The following is a 23,642-nucleotide window of genomic DNA, read 5'->3' as shown; positions in this document are numbered from 1 at the left end:
GTGCGGCGGCTCACGCGCATCGCCCGCCTCGGCGCGCGCATCCCGCCGACGCCGCAATATGCCGATGCGCTCGTCGCGATCGGTCCCGCGGCGATCAAGCTCGGCCAGGCACTCTCGACGCGGCCGGACCTGGTCGGCCAGGAAGCCGCGGAGAACCTCTCCCAGCTTCAGGACGATTTGCCGCCGGCTCCCTTCCCGCTAATCCGGCGGACCATCGAACGCTCCTTCAACGCGCCGCTCGAAAGCCTCTTCGCCGAGTTCGATGAAACCCCCGTCGGCGCGGCGTCGATCGCGCAGGTCCATCGCGCCGTCACGACCGAGGGGCGCGACGTGGCGGTCAAGGTGCTCCGGCCCGGCATCGAGGAGGAGTTCGCTCGCGCCATCGACACTTACGAGTGGGCGGCCGCGCAGGTCGAAAGCTATGGTGGCGAGATCGAGCGCCTGCGTCCCCGCCGCGTGGTGGCGCAGTTCCGCCAGTGGACCGCGCGCGAGCTCGACCTCCAGCGCGAGGCGGCCTCGGCGTCCGAGCTCAAGGAGAATATGGTCGCCGAGCCGGGCTATTATGTCCCGGAGATCGACTGGCGCCGGACGGCGCGGCGCGTGCTCACGCTCGAATGGCTCGACGGGATCAAGCTCAACGATCGCCAGGCGTTGATCGAGGCAGGCCAGGACTGCAAGGCGCTCGCGTCGACTCTCGTCCGCGCCTTCCTTCGGCAGGCGGTGGTCGACGGCTTCTTCCACGCCGATCTCCATCACGGCAATTTGTTCGCGCTCCCCGACGGCCGCATCGCCGCGATCGACTTCGGGATCATGGGGCGGATCGACCGCCGCGCGCGGGTGTGGCTCGCCGAGATCCTCTACGGCCTGATCACCGGCAATTACCGGCGCGTCGCGGAAATCCATTTCGAGGCGCAATACGTGCCCGCGCACCACAACGTGGAGGAATTCGCGACCGCGCTGCGCGCCGCGGGCGAGCCGATCCGCGGTCTCCCCGTCAAGGAAATTTCGGTCGGCCGGATGCTCGAAAGCCTGTTTTCGATCACCCGCGACTTCGACATGCCGACACAGCCGCATCTGCTGCTGCTGCAGAAATCGATGGTGATGAACGAGGGCGTCGCCACCGCGCTCGACCCCGACATCAACATGTGGGAAGCGGCCGAGCCCTTCCTCAAGGAATGGATGCGTTCGGAACTTGGTCCCGAAGCTTATTACGCCGACCGGATCGTCGAGCTGGTGCGCGCGGCCAAGAAGGTCCCCGAGCTCATCAACCGTCTCGATGAATATTATCCACCGAAAGGCGCGGCCCCACCGCCGCCACCGCTGCCGGAGATCGCCGTCATCCAACGCGGCGCGTGGTGGGGATATGCGCTTGCCGGCATGGTCGGGCTGATCGCCGGCGCGGCGGCGGTCACGCTTTTGTTCGTCTAGGCCGAGCTCGGCGGCACCTCGTCAGAAACAATCCGCTGCTTGACATCCGTCAGCGCCCACAAGGTGACGAAAGTGATCGCCGAGAGGACGACGGCGATCCCGTAGCTTCCGAGCCCGACGGCAACCCCGATCGCGCCCGTCACCCACAGGCTCGCCGCGGTCGCGGTGCCCTTCACCGAATTCTTGGTCTGCAAAATGGCGCCGCCGCCGATGAAACCCATGCCCGTGATCACGCCTTCGACGATCCTCGCCATCGCGCCCGGCTCGGCCGCGATCAGCGGTTCGGCCGCCTGGATGAACCCGCATGCGGCGACCGCCACGAGCGGGAACGTGCGCAGCCCGGCGCTCCGGTCCTGCCGCTCGCGGTTCCAGCCGATAGGGAAAGCGAGCGCATAAGCGATCGCCAGCGCGATCAGGTTCGGCAGAATGTCGAACCGGTTCGCGCCCAGTACCTCTTGCCACATCCGTCTTCCCCCAACTCGCTTCGCAATCGACCGTAACTCTCGACTCGCGCCTTCGGGCGCGGCAGAGCGGGCGCATGGCGCGCGTTCTCCTCATCGTCGGCGGCGGAATCGCGGCTTACAAGTCGCTCGAGCTCGTCCGGCTGCTGAAGAAAGCGGGACACGAGGTCACGCCCGTCCTCACCAAAGGCGGCGAGCATTTCGTCACGGCGATGAGCCTCGGAACGCTTGCCGAAAGCCAGGTCCACAGCTCACTGTGGGAGCTCAAGGACGAGGTCGAGATCGGGCACATCCAGCTGAGCCGCGCTGCCGATTTCGTGCTGGTGTGCCCCGCGACCGCGGACCTGCTCGCGAAAATGGCCGCGGGCATCGCCGACGACCTCGCGACGACGCTCCTGCTCGCGACCGACAAGCCGGTGGTGGTGGCGCCAGCGATGAACGTCCGCATGTGGCTCCACGCCGCGACCCGGCGCAACGTGCAGCAGCTGGTCGCGGACGGCGTCAAGGTTATCGAGCCCGCCGAAGGCGAGATGGCGTGCGGCGAGCATGGCCCCGGCCGCCTGCCGGAGCCGCAGGACATCGTCGGCTGGCTCGAGCAGAACGGCTTCTTCGGCGGCAAGTGACGCTCGCCGGCAAGCACATCCTCGTCACGGCAGGCCCGACCCACGAGCCGATCGATCCGGTGCGGGTGATCGCCAACCGCTCGTCGGGGCGGCAGGGTTTCGCGATTGCGGCGGCGGCTGCCGAGGCGGGCGCGAAAGTGACGCTCGTTTCCGGTCCCGTCAGCCTCGAAACACCGTCCGGTGTCGACCGCCTCGATGTCGCGACCGCCGAACAGATGGCGCAAGCGGTCTTCGCCGCCCTGCCCGTCGATGTGGCCGTCCTCGTCGCCGCGGTAGCGGACTGGCGGGTTGAACCGTCAGCAACCAAGCTCAAGAAAGGCGAAGGCCCGCCCAGGCTCGAGTTCGTGCCGACCCGCGATATCCTCCTTGAGCTCGGCTCGAGCCGCCACCGCCCGCCCCTGCTGGTCGGATTCGCGGCGGAGACGGAGCGGGTCGTCGAACAGGCGGTCGCGAAAAGGCGGGCCAAGGGCGCCGACTGGATCGTTGCGAATGATGTCTCGGGCGATGTGATGGGCGGTCACCGCAACCGCGTGCACCTCATCACCGCAGAAGGCGTCGAGAACTGGCCCGAAGGAACCAAGGAAGAAGTCGCGCGACAGCTCGTGCTGCGAATTGCCGGAGCCTTAGCCTGAGCCGCAGGCGCGGCAGCCCGGGTCCGCCGGGATACGGATCACGCGCCAGCTCAGTGCCTCTCCGTCGAACAGGTGCAGCTGACCAGCCTGCTCTCGCCCGACGCCGGCGATCATATTGATCGCGAGCAGCGCCGCGAAGCTGCCGACGGTCGCAGGAAGCGCGCCGAGCACGCCGAGCTCCGAGCAATTGTCGCAATCGTCGGCGTCGAACGCATCGCCGACGAAGCAGCGATAGCAGGGCTGCGCGCGGAACAGGCCGACCTGTCCCTGGAACTGCACCGCGGCCGCGGAAAGCAGCGGAATCGCGAGCGCCACGCAGGCGTCGCTGACCGCTAGCCGGGTTGCGAAATTGTCGCTGCCGTCGATCACCAGATCGTGGCCGGAGAGCAGCATCTTCGCATTGTCCGTCCCGACCCGCTCGCGCTTCGCGTCCACCTCGACGAAACGGTTGAGCCGCTTGACGAACGCCGCCGCGAGGGCAGCCTTGCTTTCGCCAGTATCGGCCTCGGCAAACAGAGGCTGTCGGTGAAGGTTGGCGAGTTCGACTACATCGGAATCGATGATCGTCAGCCTGGCCACGCCGGCGCCCGCAAGTGCCGGAATGACGGCGGAGCCGATGCCGCCCGCGCCGATGACGGCGATGCTGGCGGCGTTGAGCTTGCGCTGCCCGACGCCGCCGACCTGCGGCAGGACGATGTGCCGCGCGTAACGCTCGAGCTCTTCGTCGGAGAGGCTCACTTCCCGGTGGAGCCGAAGCCCCCTGCCCCGCGGCTGGTTTCGCCCAGCTCTTCCACTTCGCGAAACTCCGTTTTGAGCACCGGCGCTGGCACGAGCTGGGCAATCCGCTCGCCGCGCCGCACCTCGAACGGCTCGCTGCCCAGATTGGCGAGGATCACCTTCACTTCGCCGCGATAATCCTCGTCGATCGTGCCGGGGGTGTTGAGGCAGGTGATGCCGTGCTTGAGCGCGAGCCCCGAGCGAGGCCTGACCTGGACCTCGAAGCCCGGCGGAATGGCAATCGCGAAGCCGGTTGCCACCGCGTGCCGCTGTCCGGGGGTAAGCGTCAGGTCCTCGGCCGCGACCACGTCCAGTCCGGCCGAGCCGGACGTCGCGTAAGCGGGCGCCGGCAGCCCCTCCCCGTGCGGCAGGCGCTTGAGCTCGATCTCTATCATTTCGCCTTCTTCCGCGCGGGTTTTCGGCGGCTCTTCTTCGCCGGGCCTTTCGCGGCGCGCTCGTCGATCAGCCGGATGCCTTCGTCGAGGGTGACGGTTTTCGGGTCCGAGCCCTTCGGCAACGTCGCGTGTGTCGTCCCGTCGCTGACATACGGACCGTAGCGGCCCTCCATGACTTTGACGTCCTTGCCGTTCGGATGCTTGCCGAGCACGGTGATCGGTTCGCGCGACGTGCCGCGCTTTCCTGCGCCCGACGCCGCATCGGCGAGCTTCGCGACGGCAGCGTTCATGCCGGTCTCGAACACTTCGGCCGTCGAGCCGAGCTTCGCATATTTGCCGTCGTGTGCGAGATAAGGGCCGTAGCGGCCGATTGATGCGGTGATCGGCTTACCGGTTTCGGGATGTGCGCCGATCTCACGCGGAAGCGAAAGCAGCTTCTCGGCAACCTCACCGGTCAGATCGTCGAGCGGCACGTCCTTGGGAATCGATGCGCGCTTATCGCCGCGCTCGACATAAGGCCCGAAGCGGCCGGTCTTGAGCAGGATGCCGTCGCCAAGCTCCTGCGGGCCGTCGCTTTGTGCCTGGTCGCCGCCCTGGCCGAATTTCTGGGTGTAACGGCATTCGGGATAGTTCGAGCAGGCGACGAACGCGCCGAACTTGCCGCCGCGCAGCGAGAGACGCCCTTTGCCGCACTGCGGGCACAGCCGCGGGTCGGTCCCGTCCTCGCGCGGCGGGTAGAGCCACGGCTCGAGAAACTCGTCGATCGCCTGCGTGATCTCGCTCGGCTTCTGGTCCATGACCTCGCCGGCCTTCGGTTTGAAGTCGCGCCAGAAATCGTCGAGCAGTTTCTGCCAGTCGAGCCGCCCGCCCGACACGTCGTCCAGCTCCTCCTCGAGCTCGGCCGTATAATCGTAGCTGACGTAGCGCTCGAAGAAGCGCTCGAGGAACGCGGTCACGAGCCGACCGCTCTCTTCGGGCACGAACCGGCCCTTGTCGACGCGCACATATTCGCGGTCCTTCAGCGTTTGCAGGATCGATGCATAGGTCGACGGCCGGCCGATGCCGAGCTCCTCGAGCCGCTTGACCAGGCTCGCCTCGGAATAGCGCGGCGGCGGCTGGGTGAAATGCTGCGTCGCCTCGACGCCGGTCCTGAGCGGCGCGTCGCCGTCCCGCAGCGCCGGCATGCGGGCGCTCTCGTCGTCGTCGGCTTTCTCGTCCCGGCCCTCCTCGTAGAGCGCGAGATAGCCGGGGAAGAGCACAACCTGGCCGGAGGCGCGAAGCACCACTCTGCCCGCTCCGTCCGTCAGCTCGACCGTTGTCCGCTCCAGCCGCGCCGATACCATCTGGCTGGCGAGCGCACGGTTGTAGACCAGCTCGTACAGCCGCGCATGGTCTCCCGATGCAGCCCGCGGGCGATCGAAATCGGTGGGCCGGATCGCCTCGTGCGCCTCCTGCGCGTTCTTGACCTTGCTGGTGTAGTGGCGCGGCTTGTCGGGCACGAATCCGCCGTCGTAGCGATTGGCGATCGCCCTCCGCGCGGCGCTGACCGCCTCGGGTGCCATGTCGATCCCGTCGGTCCGCATGTAGGTGATGAGGCCGTCCTCGTAGAGCGACTGCGCCACCCGCATCGTGTGGCTTGCCGAAAAGCCGAGCTTGCGCGCGGCCTCCTGCTGGAGCGTCGAAGTGGTGAATGGCGGCGGCGGGTTCCTGGCGAACGGCTTTGTCTCGATCGACGAGACCGTGAACCGGCCCGCTTCGACTGCGGCCTTCGCCGCGTCCGCCTCGCCGCGGCTGCCGATCGTCAGCCGGTCGATCTTCTTTCCGTCGAACTGGACCAGCCGCGCGGTAAAGCTCTGCCCGTCCTTCTCGAAAGCGGCGCTGACTGCCCAATATTCCTGCGGGCGGAAGACCTCGATCTCGCGCTCCCGGTCGACGATCAGCCGCAACGCAACGGACTGGACGCGCCCCGCCGACTTCGCGCCGGGGAGTTTGCGCCACAGGATCGGCGACAGCGTGAAGCCGACCAGATAGTCGAGCGCGCGGCGCGCCCGATAAGCGTCGATCAGATCCTCATCCAGGCCGCGAGGCTTTTTCATCGCCTCCGTCACGGCCGAATTGGTGATTGCGTTGAAGGTTACCCGCTGGACGATCGCCGGAAGTGCCTTCTTCTGGCGGAGCACCTCCTGGACATGCCAGCTGATCGCCTCGCCCTCGCGGTCGGGGTCGGTCGCCAGGATCAGCGTGTCGGCCTTCCTGGCTTCGTCCGTAATCGCCTTGAGCTGCTTCGAGCGGTCGGGCGAAACCTGCCACAGCATCTCGAAATCCTGCTCGGGATCGACCGAACCGTCCTTCGGCGGGAGGTCGCGAACATGGCCGAACGAGGCGAGCACGCGATGCCCGCTTCCCAGATATTTTTCGATGGTTTTCGCCTTGGCGGGCGATTCGACGACGACCAGCTTCACTTATTTTCCTCACGCATACGCGTAAGTGGGGTCGGGTGAATCGAGCCGTCAAGCGGTCCCGAGGCTCACCTTGTTGCCCGCATGGCGGTCGAGCCGGCCGCCGAGATCAAGCTCCAGCAGTGCCATCAGCACGGCCCCCGCCGGGGCTCCCGACAGCCGGATGATCTCGTCAACCGGCGCCGGCGACGGCCCCAGCAGATCTTCGACCGCGCGAAGCACGTCCTCGCCGTCGAACGCCTCGTCCGAGGCGTGGTCGTACGAAGATGGTGCCGAGCGCACCTGCGATTGAAAAGGACGAATTGCCTCGACGACATCGGCGGCGTTCTGGACGAGCGTCGCGCCGTCGCGGATCAGCTGGTTGCAGCCCTGCGCGCGGGGGTCGAGCGGCGAGCCGGGCACTGCCATCACTTCACGCCCCGCCTCCGCGGCCAGCCGCGCGGTGATCAGCGAGCCCGAGCGCGGCGCCGCCTCGACCACGACCGTCCCGGCGCTGAGGCCGGCGATGATCCGGTTGCGATAGGGGAAATGCCGCGCCCGCGGCTCGGTGCCGGGCGGCATTTCCGCGAGGACGAGGCCGCGCTCGTACAGCGCCTGCTGCCGATCCTTGTTCTCCGGCGGGTAGAAGATGTCGATGCCGCCCGCGATCACCGCGATAGTGCCCATTTCCACGGCCCCGTCGTGCGCTGCGCTGTCGATCCCGCGCGCCAGGCCCGAGACCACGGCAAGCTCGTGCTGTCCCAGATCGTGCGCCAGCCCACGTGCAAACCGGCACGCCGCGGCCGATGCATTGCGCGCGCCGACGATCGACACTGACTCGCGGTCGAGGAGGCTCAAATCGCCTTTCGCGATGAGCAGCGGCGGCGCATCCTCCAGTTCTGACAACAGCCGCGGATAGAGCCCCTGCCCCAGCACCAGAAACTTGCCGCCGAGCTTTTCGACCTGTGCGATCTCACGCTCGGCCGCGTCGCGAGTGCACAGCGCCGGCGCCCGACCGCCGCCGCGACGGGCAAGGTCGGGCACCGCCGCGAGTGCCGCTGCCGGCGTTCCGAAGCGGACGATCAGCTGACGATAGGTCACCGGACCAATGCCCGGCGTGCGCAGCAGCCTCAGCCGGTCGGTGAGGTCCTCTTCCCTAATCAGGGTGTCTCATTCCTCGTCAATATCATCGCCGTGCCGCTGTACCTCAGCCAGCTGGGCGTGGAGCAGTACGGCCTGCTCGGCTTTGCCATCGTCGTGCAGACCTGGGTCAACCTCCTCGAAATCGGAATGAGCGGCACGTTGGGGCGCGAGATGACGCGGCTGAAGATCCGGGATGTAGGCGAGGCGAGCGTGCACTCTTTTCTCCGCTCTCTCGACTGGTTGTTTCTCGGAATCATCCTGGTGCTCCCACTGCTTGGCTGGCTGTTGCGCGGTTGGTGGGCGCAGGAATGGTTTGAAGGTGCAACGCTCGACCCGCGCGCGATCGGCGACTGCGTCGTGCTGATCATTGCCCTGGCGGCCGTCAGGCTGACCGGCACCCTCTACAAGGGCGGGCTGATGGGACTCGAACGGCAGGTGCTCGTAAGCACTGTCTCCATCGTCGGCTCGGTTGCAAGGCTCATCCTGCCGCTACCGTTCATCTGGGCCATTCCCGATGTGCGGATCGTGGTAGCGGCGTGGCTGATCGTCTCGGTCGTCGAGCTGGTCGCTGTCCGCCTTGCGCTGTCGGTCGCATTCTCGACGCGCTTCAGATGGACCCATTTCTCCTTCGCCGAGCTAGGCCGACGCGCGCATCTGTGGGGCAGGATCGCCTACCTGGCCGTCGCCTGGACCGCGATCACCCAGACCGACAAGCTTATCCTGTCGCGCATCCTGCCACTCGCGGACTACGGCCGGTTCACGCTAGTCATGATTGTGGCGAACGCGACGCTCGCCATTCCGACGCCGATTCTTTTCGCTTTCCAGCCGCGCATGACGGCAGCCGCCGCGAAAGGCGACCAAGACGAACTATCGCGACTGGTCCGCAGCGCGACGCGGCTCCTGATCATATTCCTCATCGCGCCTGCGTTCGCGCTTGCAGCTGTTCCCTATCTGGCGATGCTCGGTTGGACCGGCTCTGCCGGGGCAGCCAGGCCCGCTTCGGCCTATCTCGCGCCCTACGCGCTGGGCTCGGCCATCGCGGGTTTTTCGGCGCTGGTTTACAGCATCCAGTACGCGCATGGCGATCTGAGGCTGAACGTACGTGCATATAGCTGGTTCGCAGCGCTATTGATCCCTGCCGAAATCGTGGTCGCGGGCCGTTTCGGCGCCATCGGCGCAGCCTGGCTGTGGCTTGCGGTAAATGTCGGGATGCTGGTCGCTTATTGCCCGTTGGTTTTGCGCCGGTTCCTCCCGGGTGAGGCGATGCGGTGGCTGGGAATCATCATCGCGCCGCCCGCGGTTGCGAGCGCGCTCGCGGCGTGGGCTATGGTCTCGCTGGTTGATGTCGGTACTGGCGATCGGCTGACGGCAGTGGCAATCACGATTGCGACCGCAGCAGCCGCCTGCGCCGCGGCAGCACTCGTGACGTTGCTCGTTGCGCTGCTGGAACGACAGCGACTGCGAGGATCGGACGTCCGTTCCGCGCGACGCGCTTGAAGTGGGTCAACTCGAAAGCTACGCCGTCAGGCCCGTGGTCGCGACATGCCCGATTCACCAGTCACCCGTATCCGTTGAATTCCGGCTGACAAAGGACGGTTACGACCTCTACCTTTGCGGCGAGTGCAATCATCTCTTCGTACACCCGGCGCCGACGGACGAGGCGCTGCGCGCCCTGTACACCTTCGCGCAAGGTTATCATTGTCCGGATAGCCAGGCCCCAAAAGAGAAGATGATCGGGGGTGTGCCGAAGCGCTTCGTCGATGCATTGCGTGCAATCGAGAATGCTCGTGGGCCCGGGTCGATTCTGGATGTGGGCTGCAGCACGGGGCGCTTTCTTGAAGCTGCGCGAGTTCGTGGGTGGGCCGCACTCGGGGTCGAGATGAACGCCGAGTCCGCGGAGCTGGCGCGGCGCGGCGGGCACGAGGTGATCACTGGAACGATTGATTCGCTCGACCCGCGGAAACGGCAGTTCGATGCGGTGCACATCGCAGAGGTCATCGAACATGTGAGAGAGCCGAAAGAGATGCTCGCCAGCGCGCAGCGCCTGCTCAAACCAGGCGGCGTGTTGTATCTCACCACGCCGAACAGCGACGCGTTTTTCGCCCGCTCGACCTGGATGCTCTACCGCTTGTTCCGAATCCCGTGGTCGCATGCGACACCACCTCATCATTTGCATCAATTCAGCACCGCATCGCTCGCTCGTCTTCTCACCGACTGTGGCTTCAACCCGCTCTCGTTCACCTATGTCGCGCCAAATCTTCGCTACGAGATCGGACAGACGGGCGTCATTCCCACGTTTCGGACGGCGTTGCGGGATGGAATTTCCGCGCATCTGCTAGCGAGCGCGGTGAAATTCGCGATGACCGTTTCGATGTACCCTGCCTTGTACGCTGCCAATTGGATAAAGTCGGCCAGGAGCCAAGATTGCTGCTTGCAGTGTTTGGCCCGCGCCTCCTGACCGGCGACTGCGCCTGCGCCGCGCCATGCATGGGCGTGAGCAGGTGAGCACGATGGCGCCCGCAGTGACCGTTTGCGTAACCTGCTATAATCAGGAGGCCCTTATTGGGCAGTGCCTCGACGGCATCCTGGCGCAGGATCTCGAGGACTTGGAGATTCTCGTCGGCGACGATTTCAGCACCGATCGGAGCATCGAGATCATCCAGGACTATGCCAGCCGCGACGCCCGAATCCTGCTGATCCGCCGTCCGAACAACCTCGGCTTCATCGCCAATGAGGAAGATCTGTTCCGCAGGGCGAGAGGGAACTTCGTCGCAATCTGCGAAGGCGACGACATCTGGACCGATCCGCACAAGCTCAGCCGGCAACTGGCAATCATGAGCGCCAGGCCGGACGTCAGCCTGTGCATCAGCGCCGGGACGAAGATCGATGATGATGGAAACACGCTGCCCGGCGTCCTGTGCATCTCGAACGTCAGTCGCGAGCTCAGCCTTCCCGAACTGATCGGCGAAATCGGGGGACGCGTACCGACGGCCTCGCTCCTGATGCGCCGCACCGCTTTGGAAGCGCTCCCGGACGACATCTACCGCCACGTCGGCATCGACTATTCGCTCCAGGTACTTCTCGGCATGTATGGCAAGGTATGGTACGACGCTTGTCCGTCGGTCGCGTACCGGGTTTCCTCGCGCGGCTCGTGGACCGAGGAGCTGGCGGAAAGCAGCAGCAAGTATCTCCAGCACCACGAGGCGCTGCGGAGCTACCAGGATTTTCTGCAACGACAGCTCAGCCCGACATTGGAGCGGGAGTTGAGGAAGGCTTTTGAGCCGCTAATCCTCGGCTTCTACATGTCATCGCGGATTTCGCCCGCGGACAAGCGCCGGAACCTGCCGGACGACGTTCCGCGCCTGAAACGGCCCGCCCAGATTGTCGCTACCCTGCTCACCCGCGCACCCTTCGTGGTTTCCGCCGGCGCTTTCGCGCGCCGGCGAGCGTGGCAGCCGGTGCGACAGCTGCTTTCGAGCCGGTGGTGAGTTAGCCGGGAAATTTCCCCGTCGCCTCGACCCACTTCTCCACCAGCGGCTGGTAGTCCTCGGTGCGCTTCTCGGGCAGGCCCTCGGTGTTGAGCCAGGCGCGGTGCATGCTCTCGGCGCCGAAATGGTGCTTCGGCACAAATCGCGATGGATCGTCGAAGCTCGCCACCGTCAGGTCCATGTTGTCGCTGCCTTCCTTGAACTGAAAGCCGAGCGACGTGCCGCATTCACGGCAGTAGGATCGCTTCGCGATGGGCGAACTGTCGTACCAGTCTGGCTCGCCGTTCCATTGCACGTCCGCCCGCTTGACGCTCTTGAACGCGATCGAGACGGACCCCGTCGAGCATTGGCACATGCGGCAGTGGCAGAGGTAGGCGTCGTCGTCCTCGACCGCCGCGGTGTAGCGAACGCGCCCGCAGGCGCAGCCGCCGGTCATTGGCTCGGACATCGGCGATCTCCTTTCACTTGCCCTTGGAGGGCTGCCCTTTGCGCGGCTAAGGGGCGGCATGTCCAGCGCTCCCAGTGCCGACGAGATCGCGAGCGACGCGACCTGGCTGGCGCAGGCGCTCGACCCGGCGGAAGGCGCCGCCCGCCTCGTCGCCATGGACCGCGACAGCTATCGCGCCGCGAGCTTCCTCGACGATCGCCTGCTCCAGGCGTCGGTCGATGCGCAGATAGTCCCCTGGACGCTGATCGAGGAAGCGATGGCCGGCGACCTGCGCTCGGATGCCCGCTGGATCTTCCACATCGGCCATGTCGGCTCGACTTTGGTGTCGCGACTGCTGGGTGAGATCGAAGGCGTCCTGGCTGTGCGTGAGCCGCGGCTGCTGCGCGACCTCGCACTCACGCCGGCGGACATCCGCGACCGATACTCGGCTCCGGTGGCGAAGCTCATGTCGCGGACGTTCGCAAAGTCGGAGGTCGCGTGCGTGAAAGCGACGAGCTTCGCCGCTGAAATCGCCGACACGCTCGTGCCCCCCGGCGGGCGGGCGCTGTTCATGTACGCGGCGCCGCAAATCTACATCGCGAGCATCCTAGCGGGAGCGAACAGCATTAAAGAAGCGCGCCTGCTCGCCGGAAGCCGCGCGCAGCGGCTAAACGCCCGCGGAATATATGTTCCGGCGCAGGATGACGCATCGCTTGCGGCGGCAGCATGGGCTTGCGAGATGACCGCGCTGGAGCAGGTCGCGGAGCGGTCGGCGGATCGCGACATCCTCTGGGCAGATTTCGATGCGATGCTCGGGGACATGGAGGGAGCCCTCGGGCGCGTCGCCGGCTTCTTCGGCTGCGAAACGGCGCGCGTTCCGCAGATCGCGGCAGGCCCGCTCATGAGCCGCTACTCCAAGGCCATGGAACATGAGTACAGCCCGAGTCTGAGGCGAGAGCTGATCGGCGAGGCCTCGGAGCGGTTTGCGCCCGCGATCAAGGAGGCGCTTGCCATGCTGGAACGCGCGGCCGAAAAGTCGCCGCTGCTCGCGCGGGCTCTGGCGCGGGCGCGGGAGGGTTGATGTACCGGGTTCTGCAGATTTTGACCGACGCGGAAGTAGCCGAATGCCGGCGGATCGCCGCGTCTGCTCCGTTCGTCGACGGACGCATCTCGAACCCTCACAACAAGGCCAAGCAGAACGAGCAGCTGCACGAGCCCGCCGCCTACCAGAAGAGCTCCGACCTGCTCCGAAAAGCGATGCTGCGCTCGCCCGAGTTCATGGAGTTCGCCTTCCCCATCGCCATGGCTCCGCCGATGATGACCCGGTACAAACCCGGGATGAAATATGGCGCGCATGCCGATGCCGCCTTCATCCAGCTTCCCGGCGCGACCATCCGGAGCGACCTTTCCTGCACCATTTTCCTCAACGATCCCGCCGATTATGACGGCGGCGATCTGCACGTCAGCCTCGGCGATGGCGAGCTCAGCTTCAAGCTGAAGCCGGGCGAGGCGATCATCTACCCGTCGGACACGTTCCACCAGGTGATGCCGGTCACCCGCGGCGAGCGCCTCGTCGCGATCACCTTCATCCAGAGCCGAATTCCAGATCCGTTCCGCCGCACCCTGCTGTTCGAGCTGAATGAGGTGGCCGCGCTCGAAGGCCTGAAGATGGATCCGGAGAATTACGCCCGGATGCAGCTCGTCCAGCAGAAGCTGTTGCGTTACTGGGGCGACATGCCCTGAGGGGGCAGGCTAGGGCTGTCCGCCGGGCGTCGGCGGCATCGACACATGCTCGTGGACGATCTTCCAGCTGCCGTCCTTCTGGCGCTGGAACACGTCGGTGAAGCGCGCGCTGACGGTCGGGGTCGCAGCGCCGGCGCGCACGGTGAAGACCTCCGTGCCGGAGCTTACGAAGGCATCTGGCCCGACGATCTGAATGTGCCGGTCGGGCACGTGATACTCGGCCGGCTTCATGCTGACGAACGACCTTGCCCAGCCCGTCTGGACCTTCCGGTCGGTGCTCGGCGCCGCGTTTGACGCGTCGATCATGACGGCACCGTTCGCATATTGCCGCATGACAGCGTCAACATCGCCGGTGGTGAAGCTTGCCTCGGCGCGTTCCGCGATCGCCGTCGCTTGCGCCTGCGTGACGGGCGCATGTTCCGCCTCCCGTTCCTTGCAGGCGGCCAGAGCGGTCAGCAGGATCAGCGCAGCGGCGGCGCGGCGCACGCTCAAGCCGCCTTCTGCAAATGCTTGCGGCCGAGCAGCTCGGCGATCTGCACCGCGTTGAGCGCGGCGCCCTTGCGGAGGTTGTCACTGACCACCCAAAGGCTGAGGCCATTCTCGACCGTCGGGTCCTCGCGGATGCGGCTGACATAGGTCGCATAATCGCCGACCGCCTCGACCGGGGTCACATAGCCGCCGTCCTCGCGCTTATCGACGACCATCACGCCCGGCGCCTCGCGCAGTATCTTCCGCGCCTCCACCGCCGAAATCTCGTTTTCGAACTCGATGTTTACTGCCTCGGAATGGCCGACGAACACCGGCACGCGCACGCAGGTGGCGGTGAGCTTGATCGAGGGATCGAGGATTTTCTTGGTCTCGACCACCATCTTCCATTCTTCCTTGGTCGAGCCGTCGTCGAGGAAGGCATCGATGTGCGGAATGACGTTGAAGGCGATCTGCTTGGTGAAATATTGCGGTTCGTTCGCGTCGCCGACGAAGATGTTGCGCGACTGGTTGAACAGCTCGTCCATGCCCTGCTTCCCGGCGCCCGACACCGATTGGTAGGTCGCGACGACGACACGCCTGATCTTCGCCGCATCGTGAAGCGGCTTGAGCGCGACGACCAGCTGGGCTGTCGAGCAGTTGGGGTTGGCGATGATGTTCTTCTTGCGATAGCCGGCGATCGCCTCCGAATTCACCTCGGGCACGATCAGCGGCACGTCGGGGTCCATCCGATAGAGCGAGCTGTTGTCTATCACCGTGCAGCCCGCCTCGGCGGCCTTGGGAGCATAGAGCTTCGACACCTCGGAGCCGGCGGCGAACAAGGCGATGTCCCAGCCTGTGAAATCGAAATGTTCGAGGTTTTTGACCTTCAGCTCCTCGCCGCTGTCGCCGAAGTCGATCACGTCGCCCGTCGACCGTGACGATGCCAGCGCCGCCACCTCGTCGAGGGGGAATTGCCGCTCGGCGAGGACGTTGAGCATCTCGCGCCCGACATTGCCCGTCGCCCCGACGACCGCGACCCGATAACCCATGAGAACTTCTCCAGCCTGCGCGCCGCACCTATCGCAAGCGGCGGCGCAAGGCGATATGGCTCGCGGGCCAGCGGGCACAAGGGGGGAGCATGCGCAGAGCGACGGTACTGCTTGCGATCGTCATGCTGGCGCTGCTCGGCGCGATGGCCGCTGCGCCGCTGTTGACTGAGCCGCCACCGCTTCGCGCCGAGAACGCAGCCGGCCAGTTCGATGCCCGGCTCGCCAAGGCACGACTGGCGTTCATCCTGGGCGACCAGCGGCCGCACCCCGCCGACACTGCCGCGGACGACGCAGTCCGCTCGAGGCTGCTCGCAAGCCTCGCGGGGATGGGCCTCAAACCCGTCGTTCGGGACCAGTTCGCCTGCAACGAGCTGTACAAGGAACGCGGCGTCTCCTGCGCCCGCGTCCGCAACGTCATCGCCATTCTCGGCCCGCGCACCGGCAAGGCACTGCTGCTCAACGCCCATTACGACAGCGTTCCTGTCGGTCCCGGCGCGGGGGACGACGGGATCGGCGTCGCCACGCTGCTCGAGGTCGGCTCGACCCTGAAGGAACGGCCGCTCAAGCGTCCCATCGTCCTGCTGTTCAACGAAGGCGAGGAGCTGGGCCTGATCGGCGCCCGCGCGTTCCTCTCCGATCCGCTGAGCCGCAATGTCGACAGCTTGGTCAACCTCGAAGCGCGCGGCGTGCGCGGACCGGTCAACATGTTCGAGACCAGCCGCCCGAATGCGGCCGCGATCGGCTTGTTCGCGGCTGCCGTGAAGCATCCGGGCGCCAACTCGCTGTCGACCGACGTTTATCGGTTGATGCCCAACTACACGGATGTGAACAGTTTCTCCGAGCGCGGCTGGCTGACGCTCAACCTCGCGCCGATCGGGAACGAGACGCGTTACCACTCATCGGGGGACGATGTCGCGGCGCTGAGCCCGGCGACGCTTCAACACATGGGCGACCAGACCCTCGCGCTTGCCAAAGCGCTCGCCGACGGCACGCCCAGGCAACCGGCCGCCAACCGCATTTTCATGGACCTCTCCGGCCGCGCGTTGGTGACGCTGCCGCTGACTCTCGGCTTGCTTTTGCTGGCCGGGCTCCTGCTGGCGTTCGCCGCGCTGGTTTTCGCCCGGGGAGGGGCGCTTCGCGGCACTCTCGTCGTCATCGGCTCGCTCGTTGGCTCTGGCGCGTTGTCGTGGCTCGCGCTGACGCTGATGGGATTCGTTCGGGAAGGCATGTTCTGGCGCGCGCACCCTGTCTGGACCCATCAGGCAACCTACGCAGGCGCGCTGCTCGTCGCCACGGTGCTGCTCGCAAGCGTCGGACGGAAAGCCAGCGTTCGCCAGCTCCGCACCCTCTTCTGGCTAGTCTTCCTGTGCGTCGGCGGTCTGATCGGGATGTTTGCGCCAGGCGGAATCATTTTCTTCATCCTGCCGCCGCTGCTGATCCTGATCGGCCTTGCGCTATCGCGCTCGTGGAGGCCGGCCGAAGCCATCGGCTCCGCTGCCGCGATTTTCTTCCTCTATCTCACCTGGGGCGCGATGCTCGGGCTCCTGCGGGAACTGCTGAACGGCGGCCCCATGTGGCTGTTCGCGCCGCTCGCCTCGCTCCTGCTCCTTCCCGCCCTGATCGAAGCCAAGCCGCTGATCGATCGTGTGAAGCTCGGCGCGGCGGCCGCGCTTGCCGGAGTTCTCGTCCTCGCCGGATGGGCGGTCGCAGCCGCGGCACCTGCTTATTCGGCCGACCGCCAGCAACGGTTCGTGATCCAGCACGTGACGGACTCGGGCAGCGGCAAGTCGTGGTGGTCCATCGTCAACGATCGCGCACCGCTCCCGCGGGCCTTGGGAAGCGGCTGGAAGCGCGGCAAGCTCCCGATCGGCGACTCCGTTCGATGGATCGAAACCGCGCCGGCAGACCCGAATTCAAAAGCGCCGGCGGTCCAGCTGATCTCCGAGCTGCGCAATGGCAACGAGCGGCGGCTGACGCTGCGCCTGTCGGCGAACGGCAATGAGGACATCGACCTGGTCGCACCCGAGGACGCGAACATATCCGATGCCGGTGTGCAGGGATTCGTCCGCCCGATCCGCCGGACCGAAGGCGGCAAATATTACATCGGCTGCTCGGGGCGCAGTTGCGACGGCGCGACGCTTGAGCTGACGACCCGGCAAGCCAAGCCAATCGGCTTCCTCGTCATCGGCTCGCGGCCGGGCCTGCCTGCGTCAGCCGAGCCGTTACTCCGGGCGAAGCCGCGGTTCGCCCGCCCGCAATATGCTCCGGACGCAACGATCGCCTTCGCGCGGATCAAGCTCTGACCAACTCGGCCGCACTATGCTATGGCCGTTGCAGGCGCCCGGCGCGCCTTTGAGCGCCGGACGGCACCCTGGTCAAAAGGAGTTGTCATGGCGGCCAATTCGATACCCGCGTCCCCTTCCGCGCCGACCGGCGCCATTCCGGTCCGTACGATCACTGATGATGACCTGCGCTTCTCGCTCAGGCAAGGATGGGAGGATTTCCGCGATCTGCGCGGGGACCTGATTTTCGCCGGGCTGATCTACACGCTGATCGGGCTGGCCGCGGTGGTGATGACAACCAGCCGGCCGCTGATGCCCTTCTTCCTGCCGGTAGTCGCGGGCGTCGCATTGCTCGGCCCGGTCGCTGCCGTGGGCTTCTACGAACTGGCCCGCCGGCGCGAGCATGGCGACGAAGTGCACTGGTTCAACTTCCTCGACGTGCGCAAGCGGCCTTCGCTCGACGACATGGGCATCGTCGCGGGGCTCCTGCTGCTCATATTCCTCGGTTGGCTGCTTGCGGCCGGCGCGCTCTATGCCTTGATCTTCGGCTGGACGACGCCAACCTCGATCGGCGGATTCCTGTCGATGGTGTTCACCACGCCGCGCGGATGGGCGTTGATCGTCGGCGGACTCGTCGTCGGCGCCATCTTCGGCTGGTTCGTGCTGGCGCTGAGCGTCGCCTCGCTGCCAATGCTGGTCGATTGCGACGTCACCGCGGCCCAAGCAGTGTCCGCTTCGTGGCGCGCGTCGCACCGCAACAAAAGTGAGATGGTCCGTTGGGGAATCGTGGTCTCGGCCCTGCTCGTGCTCGGATCGATCCCGCTGTTCGTCGGCCTCGCCCTGGTGCTGCCGTGGCTCGGCTATTCGACCTGGCACCTCTACACGCGCTTGATCGACCGCGAGGCGGTTGCGGGGGGACGCTGCGACTAGTCGCCGTTCGTGCTCACGACCTTCTCGTCGAGAAAGCGCTCGATCGTGTTCTGGACGTGCGCCTGGCGGCCCTCGCCCGCGGGGCGGTGGGTCTGGCCGACGTAGAACATCATCTCGAATGGCCGGTTCGCCGCCTGCAGTTCGTCCGCCAGCATGGTCGAGTTCCGAAACACGACATTGTCGTCCGACATGCCGTGGATCAGCAGGAACGGCTCGTCGATCTTCAGCGCACCCTCGAGCGCGTCCGATGACTGATACGGCTTCGGATCGACAGCGGGGTTTCCGAGGAACCGTTCGGTATAGTGGGTGTCGTACAGCGCCCACCTGGTCACCGGCGCACCGACGATGGCGGCGGCATAGAGCCCCTTGGGCGCCTTCTCGAGCATCTTGAGGCTCATGTAGCCGCCGTAGGACCAGCCCGCGGTGGCGATGCGGTTTGCGTCGACAAACGGCTGCTTCTGCAGCCAGCGCGCGGCGGTCGCCTGGTCCTCAACCTCGACGCCGCCCATCGCATGATAGATCTGATCCTCGAACGCGCGGCCGCGGTTGGGCGAGCCACGATTGTCGACCTGGAAATAAATCCAGCCCTTGCCGATCCAGTATTGCGCCATCGGGTTCATCCAGGCGCGCTTGACCTGCTGCGATCCGGGGCCGCCGTAATGTTCGAAGAAGACCGGGTATTTCTTCCCGGCCTCGAGCAGCGGCGTGATCATTTCCCAGTGGAGCGTACTTCCGTCCGCGGCCTCCAGCGTACCGAACTTCACCGCGCGGTGGGCGGCCATGTACGGCGCGTAGGGATGCGACGCGTCGAGCCTGTTCTCCTCGACCCAGGCGATGCGCTTGCCTGAAGCGTCCGCGAGATAGGTCTGCGGCGGCTGATCGGTCGAGGAGCGCGTGACGAGCAGGCGCGTGCCCGCCTTGTCCATGTCGGCGGTATTCCAATAGCCGGCCTCCGTCAGGCGCCGGGGCTCGGCGGGTTTGAGATAGTCGACGGAATAGACGTGGCTTTCGAGCACGCCGTCCTTGTTGCCGGTGAAGAACAGCCGGTGATCTCGCTCGTCCACGCCGACCAGGCCAGTCATACTCCAGTCGCCGGTCGTGATGGCAGTCAGCTTCCCGTCCACCCAGCGGTACAGGTGATGGAATCCGCTGCGTTCGGAACCCCAGATAAAGCTGCCGTCCCTGAGCGGGTGGAAGTCGTCGTTGAGATTGATCCAGGTCTTGGCGGTTTCGGTGAGCACCGGCCGGCTCGCACCGGTCGAGGGATCGACGGCGAGCAGGTCGAGCCGTTTCTGGTTGCGGCTCTCGCGCTGGACATAGAGCGTGCGCCCGTCCTTCGACCAATCGACCCGCGCGAGATAGATGTCCGGGTCGGAGCCGAGATCGACCTTGGCGCGCCCGGTTCCGTCGGGGTTCATGAGCCACAGCGTCACCGCAACGTTGGGAGTTCCCGCCGCAGGATAGCGCTGCTCGAAGGTCTTCGTCCCACTGGCGCCGATTGCCGCACGCGTGACGACCTGCACCTTCGCTTCGTCATAGCATTCGACCGCGACCCGGCTGTCGTTCGGCGCCCACCACGTGCCGGTGCGGCGGTCCATCTCCTCCTGCGCGACGAACTCGGCGGTGCCGCAAGTGACGGTGCCCTTCCCTTCCGTAGTCAGCGCTCGCTCCGCGCCGCTCGCAAGGTCGATTGCGTAGAGGTTCTGGTCGCGCACGAAGCTGACGAAGCGGCCGCCTTCGGAAACGTGGGCATCGATCTCCGTCGCGAGGGTGCTCGTCAGGCGGCGGACAGCGCCGGTCGCGACGTCGGCGAGGTAAAGGTCGCCGTCGACCGGAGCGAGGATCGACGTGCCGTCGGGGGCCCATTCATATTCGACGATTCCCTTGCTGCCGCCGACGCGGGCGCGCTCGCGCCGCATCTTCTCCGCTTCGGAAATCTCGCCTCCGCCGATCTTCGTCGAATCGACAAGCATCCGCAGCTTCCCGGTCGACGTGTCCATCGCCCACAGGTCGAAGCGCTCGCGGTCCTCCTTGCGCGGCTGCAGCAGTGCCGCGTAGCGCCCATCGGGCGAGAGCTTGAGCAGGCGCGGGGTCTGGCCCGAGATCGGCGGACTGGCGAAGATCCGCTCGATCGTCAGCTTCTTCTGGGGAACGCCAGGCGGTGGCGCGAGGGCGAGCAGAAGCGGCGCAACAGCCGCGGCAACAAGGAAACGCATGCGGCCTTGTACCCCGGCGAAGGCCGGGGTCCAGCCCTAGACAAAGAAGCGGCGCGGAGCGCCGCCCTGGGCCCCGGCCTTCGCCGGGGTACAGGTCGGAGCTTATGCCTTCGGCGCGTTCTCTGCTCGCGAAGCTTCGGTCTCGGCGCCCTGCCCGCCAGTGACATCGCGACGGACGTCGCGGCGCTCGGCGATGCGGGCGGCCTTGCCGGTGCGGCCGCGCAGGTAATAGAGCTTGGCGCGACGCACTGCGCCGCGGCGCACGACCTCGATCCTGTCGATGATCGGCGAATAGAGCGGGAAGACGCGCTCGACGCCCTCGCCGAAACTGATCTTGCGGACGGTGAAGCTCGAGCCGACGCCCTTGTTCGAGCGGGCGATGCACACGCCTTCGAATGCCTGCACGCGAGTGCGGTCGCCCTCGATGACCTTGACGCCGACGCGTAGCGTGTCGCCGGGGCGGAATTCGGGGATTTGTCGGTCGGCGGTCAGCGCATCGATCGCTTCGCGCTCGAGAGTCTCGATCAGGTTCATTGGTCGTCAGCCTTCGTATCTCGTCGCCGCGCGCCATAGGGCGGTGCCTGCGATGCGCCCCCGTGGCGCTCGATCAGGTCCGGCCGCCGTAGCCGTGTATCTTCCACCGCGCGTTCGTGTCTCCACGCAGCGATCTTCGCATGATCCCCCGATCGCAGCACTTCGGGGATCGTGCGTCCTTCCCATTCAACGGGTCGGGTATAGTGCGGATATTCGAGAAGCCCCGTGTCGAAGCTCTCTTCCTCTCCGCTGGAGGCCGCGCCCATTACCCCGGGGAGCAGCCTTACGCAAGCATCGAGGATCGCCATCGCGCCGATTTCGCCGCCCGAGAGGACATAGTCGCCGACGGAGACGGCTTCCAGCGGACGCGCCTCGAAGATGCGCTCGTCAAAGCCCTCGAACCGGCCGCACAGCAGGATGAGCCCGTCGCCCGCCGCAAGCTCGCGCACACGAGCCTGCGTGAGAGGTGCGCCTCGGGGTGTCAGCGCAAGCATCGGCCGCCCGTCGGCGACGCTGTCTAGCGCAGCGGCCACTACGTCGGGGCGAAGCACCATCCCCGCACCACCGCCAGCAGGCGTGTCATCCACGCTTCTGTGCTTGTCGGTGGCGAACTCGCGGATGTTGGTCGCGTCCAGCGACCAAATGCCGTCGTCCAGCGCCCGACCTGCGAGGCTCAGGTCGAGTGGCCCGGGGAACATGTCCGGGTAGAGCGTCAAGACTGAGGCGCGGAAGGTCATGGGGAACCGCCGCTATCACAATCCATTGGGCTGCGCATGGACAAGCCGATCCTCGATTGCCTGATCATCGGCGGGGGCCCCGCGGGCCTGACCGCCGCCATCTACCTCGCCCGCTTCCACCTCGACATCATGGTGGTCGATGGCGGCAAGAGCCGCGCATCGTGGATCCCGTGCACGCGCAACGTCTCGGGCTTTCCGGACGGGGTCGAGGGCACGGAGCTGCTCCGGCTCATGCGCGACCAGGCATGCAAATATGGCGCGAAGATCAAATCGGAATTCGTCACCAGGCTCGAGCTCGACCACGAAACCGGCCTGTTCACTGCGACCTGGGGATCGGGCGAAGCGAATGCCCGGACGATCCTCATCGCGACCGGCATCGCCAATCGCGCCCCCGCCATGGACGAGGAGCTTCATGACGACGCGCTCGCTCGCGGGCTGATCCGCTACTGCCCGATTTGCGACGGATACGAAGTCACCGACAAGCGGGTCGGCGTGATCGGCAGCGACAGCCACGGCGTCGCCGAGGCGCTGTTCATCCGCAGCTTCACGGCCGACGTGACGCTGATCGCGCCCGACAAGTCGCTGCGGCTCAAGCCCGAAGACAACAAGAAACTTAAGGACGCCGGGATCGAGTGCGTAGACGGCCCCGCAGAGGCCGTCGCGATCTCCAGCAACGGTATTACGGTCGACACGGCCGAGGGCCACTACACCTTCGACAGCATCTATCCGGCGCTCGGCTCGGACACCCACACCCAGCTTGCCGAAATGGTCGGCGCAACGCTCGCGTCGGATCGCTGCATATCCTGCGACGATCATCTGCGCACCAGCGTTCCGGGTCTCTATGCCGCAGGCGACGTGGTCCACGGATTGGACCAGATCAGCCACGCAATGGGAGAGGGCGGGGTCGCGGCGACAACCATCCGCAACGACCTCGCGAAGCGGCGGCCATTGTGGCGCGAGCCCGCGGGCGAAGCTGCCGACGCTTAGGCGAGGAATTCGCGGTCGACGACGACACGGCCGCCCTCGAGATCCGCGATGCCGTCCTTGAACGGGATCAGCGACGTCCTGCCGTCCGTCAGTTCGATCTCGAGCAAATCCCCCGCGCCGAAATTCTCGACCGCGGCGACGCTGCCGATCGGAGTGCCGCCGCGATCGACCGCCGGAAGGCCGATCAGATCGGCGTGATAATATTCGCCGTCCTCGAGCGGCGGAAGCGCGGAGCGATCGACTTCGACAAGGGTGCCGCGGAGCGCCTCCGCGGCCGATCGGTCGCCGATTCCCTCGAAGCGCGCGACAGCCGCCTTGCCGCTGGCGCGAGCGGCGAGGAGGCGCCGCTCGGCGCCTCCCACGTACAGCCTTTCATGCCGTGCAAGGCTCTCGATGCTGTCGCTAAACAGCTTCAGGCGAACCTCGCCCTTGACGCCATGAGCGCCGGCGATTGCAGCGAGCGCGATTCTTCGCTCGCCGCTCGCGCTCATCATTACGCCTTGGTTTCCTCGGCCGCGCCTTCGGCAGGCGCGGAAGCAGACTCGCCGCTCTCGGCGTTTGCCTCGGCGGCCTGCGGCGATTCGGTGCTCGGCGGCGGCACGTCCGCGGCCCCTTCCGCGGGCTCCGCCGTCGATTCGCCCTCGTTCGTCGCGTCGGGCTGTTCGGCGGCGACTTCCTCGGCGGGAGCCTCCACGGCAGGCTCCTCTGCCGGAACCTCTTCAGCGACCGGCGCAGTCTGCTCGGCAACTTCGTCGGCAACAGCTTCGGCTTCGGGCGCCGGCTCGGCGGTTGCGGCCTCGACCTCGTCGGCGACGACCGCCTCGGCTTCCTCCTGCGGCGCGGCAGCGGCCTCGGCAGCTTCCGCTTCGCGTGTCGCACGCGCT

21 protein-coding genes and 2 pseudogenes are annotated in these 23,642 nt (G+C 66.3%); 10 read left to right on the top strand and 13 right to left on the bottom strand.

Annotated elements, in window-relative coordinates; translation table 11 throughout:
* The coding region (gene ubiB, locus GH737_RS04335; RefSeq protein ID WP_155263633.1) for a 2-polyprenylphenol 6-hydroxylase at positions 1-1,428 on the top strand (1,428 nt) is incomplete at its 5' end.
* Here ubiB and GH737_RS04330 read toward each other — a convergent pair.
* The gene (locus tag GH737_RS04330; protein WP_155263632.1) at positions 1,425-1,892 is read right to left on the bottom strand and encodes an MgtC/SapB family protein; all 468 of its coding nucleotides are present in this window, start codon (positions 1,890-1,892) and stop codon (positions 1,425-1,427) included. The two genes, ubiB and GH737_RS04330, sit on opposite strands and share 4 nt — an antisense overlap.
* A 74-nt stretch (positions 1,893-1,966) precedes the next feature.
* Between GH737_RS04330 and coaBC the strand changes: the two are divergent.
* Positions 1,967-3,144: pseudogene (gene coaBC, locus GH737_RS04325) on the top strand (bifunctional phosphopantothenoylcysteine decarboxylase/phosphopantothenate--cysteine ligase CoaBC).
* Here the strand turns inward: coaBC and GH737_RS04320 are convergent.
* The 4 genes from GH737_RS04320 to dprA are packed head-to-tail and all read right to left on the bottom strand — an operon-like array spanning position 3,136 to position 7,915.
* Complete coding sequence (locus GH737_RS04320) at positions 3,136-3,882, bottom strand: HesA/MoeB/ThiF family protein (protein WP_155263631.1); 747 nt, start codon at positions 3,880-3,882, stop codon at positions 3,136-3,138. The pseudogene coaBC and the gene GH737_RS04320 overlap by 9 nt on opposite strands.
* Complete coding sequence (gene dut, locus GH737_RS04315; RefSeq protein ID WP_155263630.1) at positions 3,879-4,316, bottom strand: dUTP diphosphatase; 438 nt, start codon at positions 4,314-4,316, stop codon at positions 3,879-3,881. The genes GH737_RS04320 and dut overlap by 4 nt, the downstream gene beginning before the upstream one ends.
* Complete coding sequence (gene topA / locus GH737_RS04310) at positions 4,313-6,778, bottom strand: type I DNA topoisomerase (RefSeq protein WP_155263629.1); 2,466 nt, start codon at positions 6,776-6,778, stop codon at positions 4,313-4,315. The genes dut and topA overlap by 4 nt, the downstream gene beginning before the upstream one ends.
* Before the next feature lie 48 nt (positions 6,779-6,826).
* Positions 6,827-7,915 carry a DNA-processing protein DprA gene (dprA, locus tag GH737_RS04305; RefSeq protein ID WP_155263628.1) on the bottom strand — a complete coding sequence of 363 codons (1,089 nt, stop codon included), beginning with the start codon at positions 7,913-7,915 and terminating at the stop codon, positions 6,827-6,829.
* 33 nt (positions 7,916-7,948) lie between these two features.
* On the opposite strand from dprA, the gene GH737_RS04300 reads away from it, so the two are divergent.
* The 3 genes from GH737_RS04300 to GH737_RS04290 are packed head-to-tail and all read left to right on the top strand — an operon-like array spanning position 7,949 to position 11,385.
* Positions 7,949-9,394: a lipopolysaccharide biosynthesis protein gene (locus GH737_RS04300; RefSeq protein WP_155263627.1), complete on the top strand. Its 1,446-nt coding sequence runs from the start codon at positions 7,949-7,951 to the stop codon at positions 9,392-9,394.
* Position 9,395: 1 nt separating this feature from the next.
* A complete protein-coding gene (locus GH737_RS04295; RefSeq protein ID WP_155263626.1) occupies positions 9,396-10,355 on the top strand; it encodes a class I SAM-dependent methyltransferase in 960 nt (319 codons plus the stop codon).
* Between the two features lie 52 nt (positions 10,356-10,407).
* Entirely contained in the window at positions 10,408-11,385 is a 978-nt protein-coding gene (locus GH737_RS04290) for a glycosyltransferase family 2 protein (protein WP_196232977.1), read from the top strand.
* A gap of 1 nt (position 11,386) precedes the next feature.
* On the opposite strand, the gene GH737_RS04285 is transcribed toward GH737_RS04290, so the two are convergent.
* Positions 11,387-11,833 carry a GFA family protein gene (locus tag GH737_RS04285; RefSeq protein WP_155263624.1) on the bottom strand — a complete coding sequence of 149 codons (447 nt, stop codon included), beginning with the start codon at positions 11,831-11,833 and terminating at the stop codon, positions 11,387-11,389.
* Positions 11,834-11,891: 58 nt separating this feature from the next.
* Here GH737_RS04285 and GH737_RS04280 point away from each other — a divergent pair, with 58 nt between their 5' ends.
* Together GH737_RS04280 and GH737_RS04275 are read left to right on the top strand one after the other, a co-directional pair.
* On the top strand, positions 11,892-12,893 hold the full coding sequence (locus tag GH737_RS04280) for a hypothetical protein (RefSeq protein WP_155263623.1): 1,002 nt from the start codon (positions 11,892-11,894) through the stop codon (positions 12,891-12,893).
* A complete protein-coding gene (locus GH737_RS04275; RefSeq protein ID WP_155263622.1) occupies positions 12,893-13,555 on the top strand; it encodes a Fe2+-dependent dioxygenase in 663 nt (220 codons plus the stop codon). The genes GH737_RS04280 and GH737_RS04275 overlap by 1 nt, the downstream gene beginning before the upstream one ends.
* A gap of 9 nt (positions 13,556-13,564) precedes the next feature.
* Here the strand turns inward: GH737_RS04275 and GH737_RS04270 are convergent, their stop codons facing one another.
* Both GH737_RS04270 and GH737_RS04265 read right to left on the bottom strand, forming a co-directional pair.
* The gene (locus GH737_RS04270; RefSeq protein ID WP_196232976.1) at positions 13,565-14,041 is read right to left on the bottom strand and encodes a YybH family protein; all 477 of its coding nucleotides are present in this window, start codon (positions 14,039-14,041) and stop codon (positions 13,565-13,567) included.
* A 2-nt stretch (positions 14,042-14,043) separates the two neighbouring features.
* Positions 14,044-15,072 (bottom strand): aspartate-semialdehyde dehydrogenase, encoded by a 1,029-nt coding sequence (locus tag GH737_RS04265; RefSeq protein WP_155263620.1) that lies wholly within the window; start codon positions 15,070-15,072, stop codon positions 14,044-14,046.
* An 89-nt stretch (positions 15,073-15,161) separates the two neighbouring features.
* On the opposite strand from GH737_RS04265, the gene GH737_RS04260 reads away from it, so the two are divergent.
* Together GH737_RS04260 and GH737_RS04255 are read left to right on the top strand one after the other, a co-directional pair.
* A complete protein-coding gene (locus GH737_RS04260; RefSeq protein WP_155263619.1) occupies positions 15,162-17,375 on the top strand; it encodes a M20/M25/M40 family metallo-hydrolase in 2,214 nt (737 codons plus the stop codon).
* 87 nt (positions 17,376-17,462) lie between these two features.
* Positions 17,463-18,284 (top strand): DUF2189 domain-containing protein, encoded by an 822-nt coding sequence (locus tag GH737_RS04255; RefSeq protein WP_196232975.1) that lies wholly within the window; start codon positions 17,463-17,465, stop codon positions 18,282-18,284.
* Here GH737_RS04255 and GH737_RS04250 read toward each other — a convergent pair.
* The 3 genes from GH737_RS04250 to trmD form a co-directional block, all read right to left on the bottom strand.
* The gene (locus GH737_RS04250; protein ID WP_155263617.1) at positions 18,281-20,500 is read right to left on the bottom strand and encodes a S9 family peptidase; all 2,220 of its coding nucleotides are present in this window, start codon (positions 20,498-20,500) and stop codon (positions 18,281-18,283) included. The genes GH737_RS04255 and GH737_RS04250 overlap by 4 nt on opposite strands.
* 102 nt (positions 20,501-20,602) lie before the next feature.
* Positions 20,603-21,034, bottom strand: coding sequence for a 50S ribosomal protein L19 (gene rplS / locus GH737_RS04245; protein ID WP_155263616.1), 432 nt, complete (start codon positions 21,032-21,034; stop codon positions 20,603-20,605).
* The gene (gene trmD, locus GH737_RS04240) at positions 21,031-21,771 is read right to left on the bottom strand and encodes a tRNA (guanosine(37)-N1)-methyltransferase TrmD (RefSeq protein ID WP_155263615.1); all 741 of its coding nucleotides are present in this window, start codon (positions 21,769-21,771) and stop codon (positions 21,031-21,033) included. Before trmD ends, rplS begins: the two co-directional genes overlap by 4 nt.
* A 36-nt stretch (positions 21,772-21,807) precedes the next feature.
* Between trmD and GH737_RS04235 the strand changes: the two genes are divergently transcribed.
* Positions 21,808-22,758 carry an NAD(P)/FAD-dependent oxidoreductase gene (locus tag GH737_RS04235; protein WP_155263614.1) on the top strand — a complete coding sequence of 317 codons (951 nt, stop codon included), beginning with the start codon at positions 21,808-21,810 and terminating at the stop codon, positions 22,756-22,758.
* Here GH737_RS04235 and rimM read toward each other — a convergent pair.
* A complete protein-coding gene (rimM, locus tag GH737_RS04230; protein WP_230558618.1) occupies positions 22,755-23,252 on the bottom strand; it encodes a ribosome maturation factor RimM in 498 nt (165 codons plus the stop codon). The genes GH737_RS04235 and rimM overlap by 4 nt on opposite strands.
* Positions 23,252-23,642, bottom strand: a pseudogene (locus GH737_RS15135) (hypothetical protein); the annotation flags it as partial. The pseudogene GH737_RS15135 and the gene rimM, both read right to left, overlap by 1 nt.

Source organism: Sphingomonas segetis (genome assembly GCF_009720245.1).
Lineage (GTDB): Bacteria > Pseudomonadota > Alphaproteobacteria > Sphingomonadales > Sphingomonadaceae > Sphingomicrobium > Sphingomicrobium segetis.
This window is presented reverse-complemented; position numbering and strand designations above follow the sequence as displayed.

What these genes read in the sequence shown, in the direction of transcription:
- GH737_RS04265 (WP_155263620.1), bottom strand. Translation starts at nt 15,072, where the DNA reads ATGGGTTATCGGGTCGCGGTCGTCGGGGCGACGGGCAATGTCGGGCGC.
- GH737_RS04255 (WP_196232975.1), top strand. Translation starts at nt 17,463, where the DNA reads ATGGCGGCCAATTCGATACCCGCGTCCCCTTCCGCGCCGACCGGCGCC.
- GH737_RS04280 (WP_155263623.1), top strand. Translation starts at nt 11,892, where the DNA reads ATGTCCAGCGCTCCCAGTGCCGACGAGATCGCGAGCGACGCGACCTGG.
- rplS (WP_155263616.1), bottom strand. Translation starts at nt 21,034, where the DNA reads ATGAACCTGATCGAGACTCTCGAGCGCGAAGCGATCGATGCGCTGACC.
- GH737_RS04285 (WP_155263624.1), bottom strand. Translation starts at nt 11,833, where the DNA reads ATGTCCGAGCCAATGACCGGCGGCTGCGCCTGCGGGCGCGTTCGCTAC.
- GH737_RS04250 (WP_155263617.1), bottom strand. Translation starts at nt 20,500, where the DNA reads ATGCGTTTCCTTGTTGCCGCGGCTGTTGCGCCGCTTCTGCTCGCCCTC.
- GH737_RS04275 (WP_155263622.1), top strand. Translation starts at nt 12,893, where the DNA reads ATGTACCGGGTTCTGCAGATTTTGACCGACGCGGAAGTAGCCGAATGC.
- GH737_RS04235 (WP_155263614.1), top strand. Translation starts at nt 21,808, where the DNA reads ATGGACAAGCCGATCCTCGATTGCCTGATCATCGGCGGGGGCCCCGCG.
- trmD (WP_155263615.1), bottom strand. Translation starts at nt 21,771, where the DNA reads ATGACCTTCCGCGCCTCAGTCTTGACGCTCTACCCGGACATGTTCCCC.
- dut (WP_155263630.1), bottom strand. Translation starts at nt 4,316, where the DNA reads ATGATAGAGATCGAGCTCAAGCGCCTGCCGCACGGGGAGGGGCTGCCG.
- GH737_RS04330 (WP_155263632.1), bottom strand. Translation starts at nt 1,892, where the DNA reads ATGTGGCAAGAGGTACTGGGCGCGAACCGGTTCGACATTCTGCCGAAC.
- GH737_RS04290 (WP_196232977.1), top strand. Translation starts at nt 10,408, where the DNA reads ATGGCGCCCGCAGTGACCGTTTGCGTAACCTGCTATAATCAGGAGGCC.
- GH737_RS04260 (WP_155263619.1), top strand. Translation starts at nt 15,162, where the DNA reads ATGCGCAGAGCGACGGTACTGCTTGCGATCGTCATGCTGGCGCTGCTC.
- rimM (WP_230558618.1), bottom strand. Translation starts at nt 23,252, where the DNA reads ATGATGAGCGCGAGCGGCGAGCGAAGAATCGCGCTCGCTGCAATCGCC.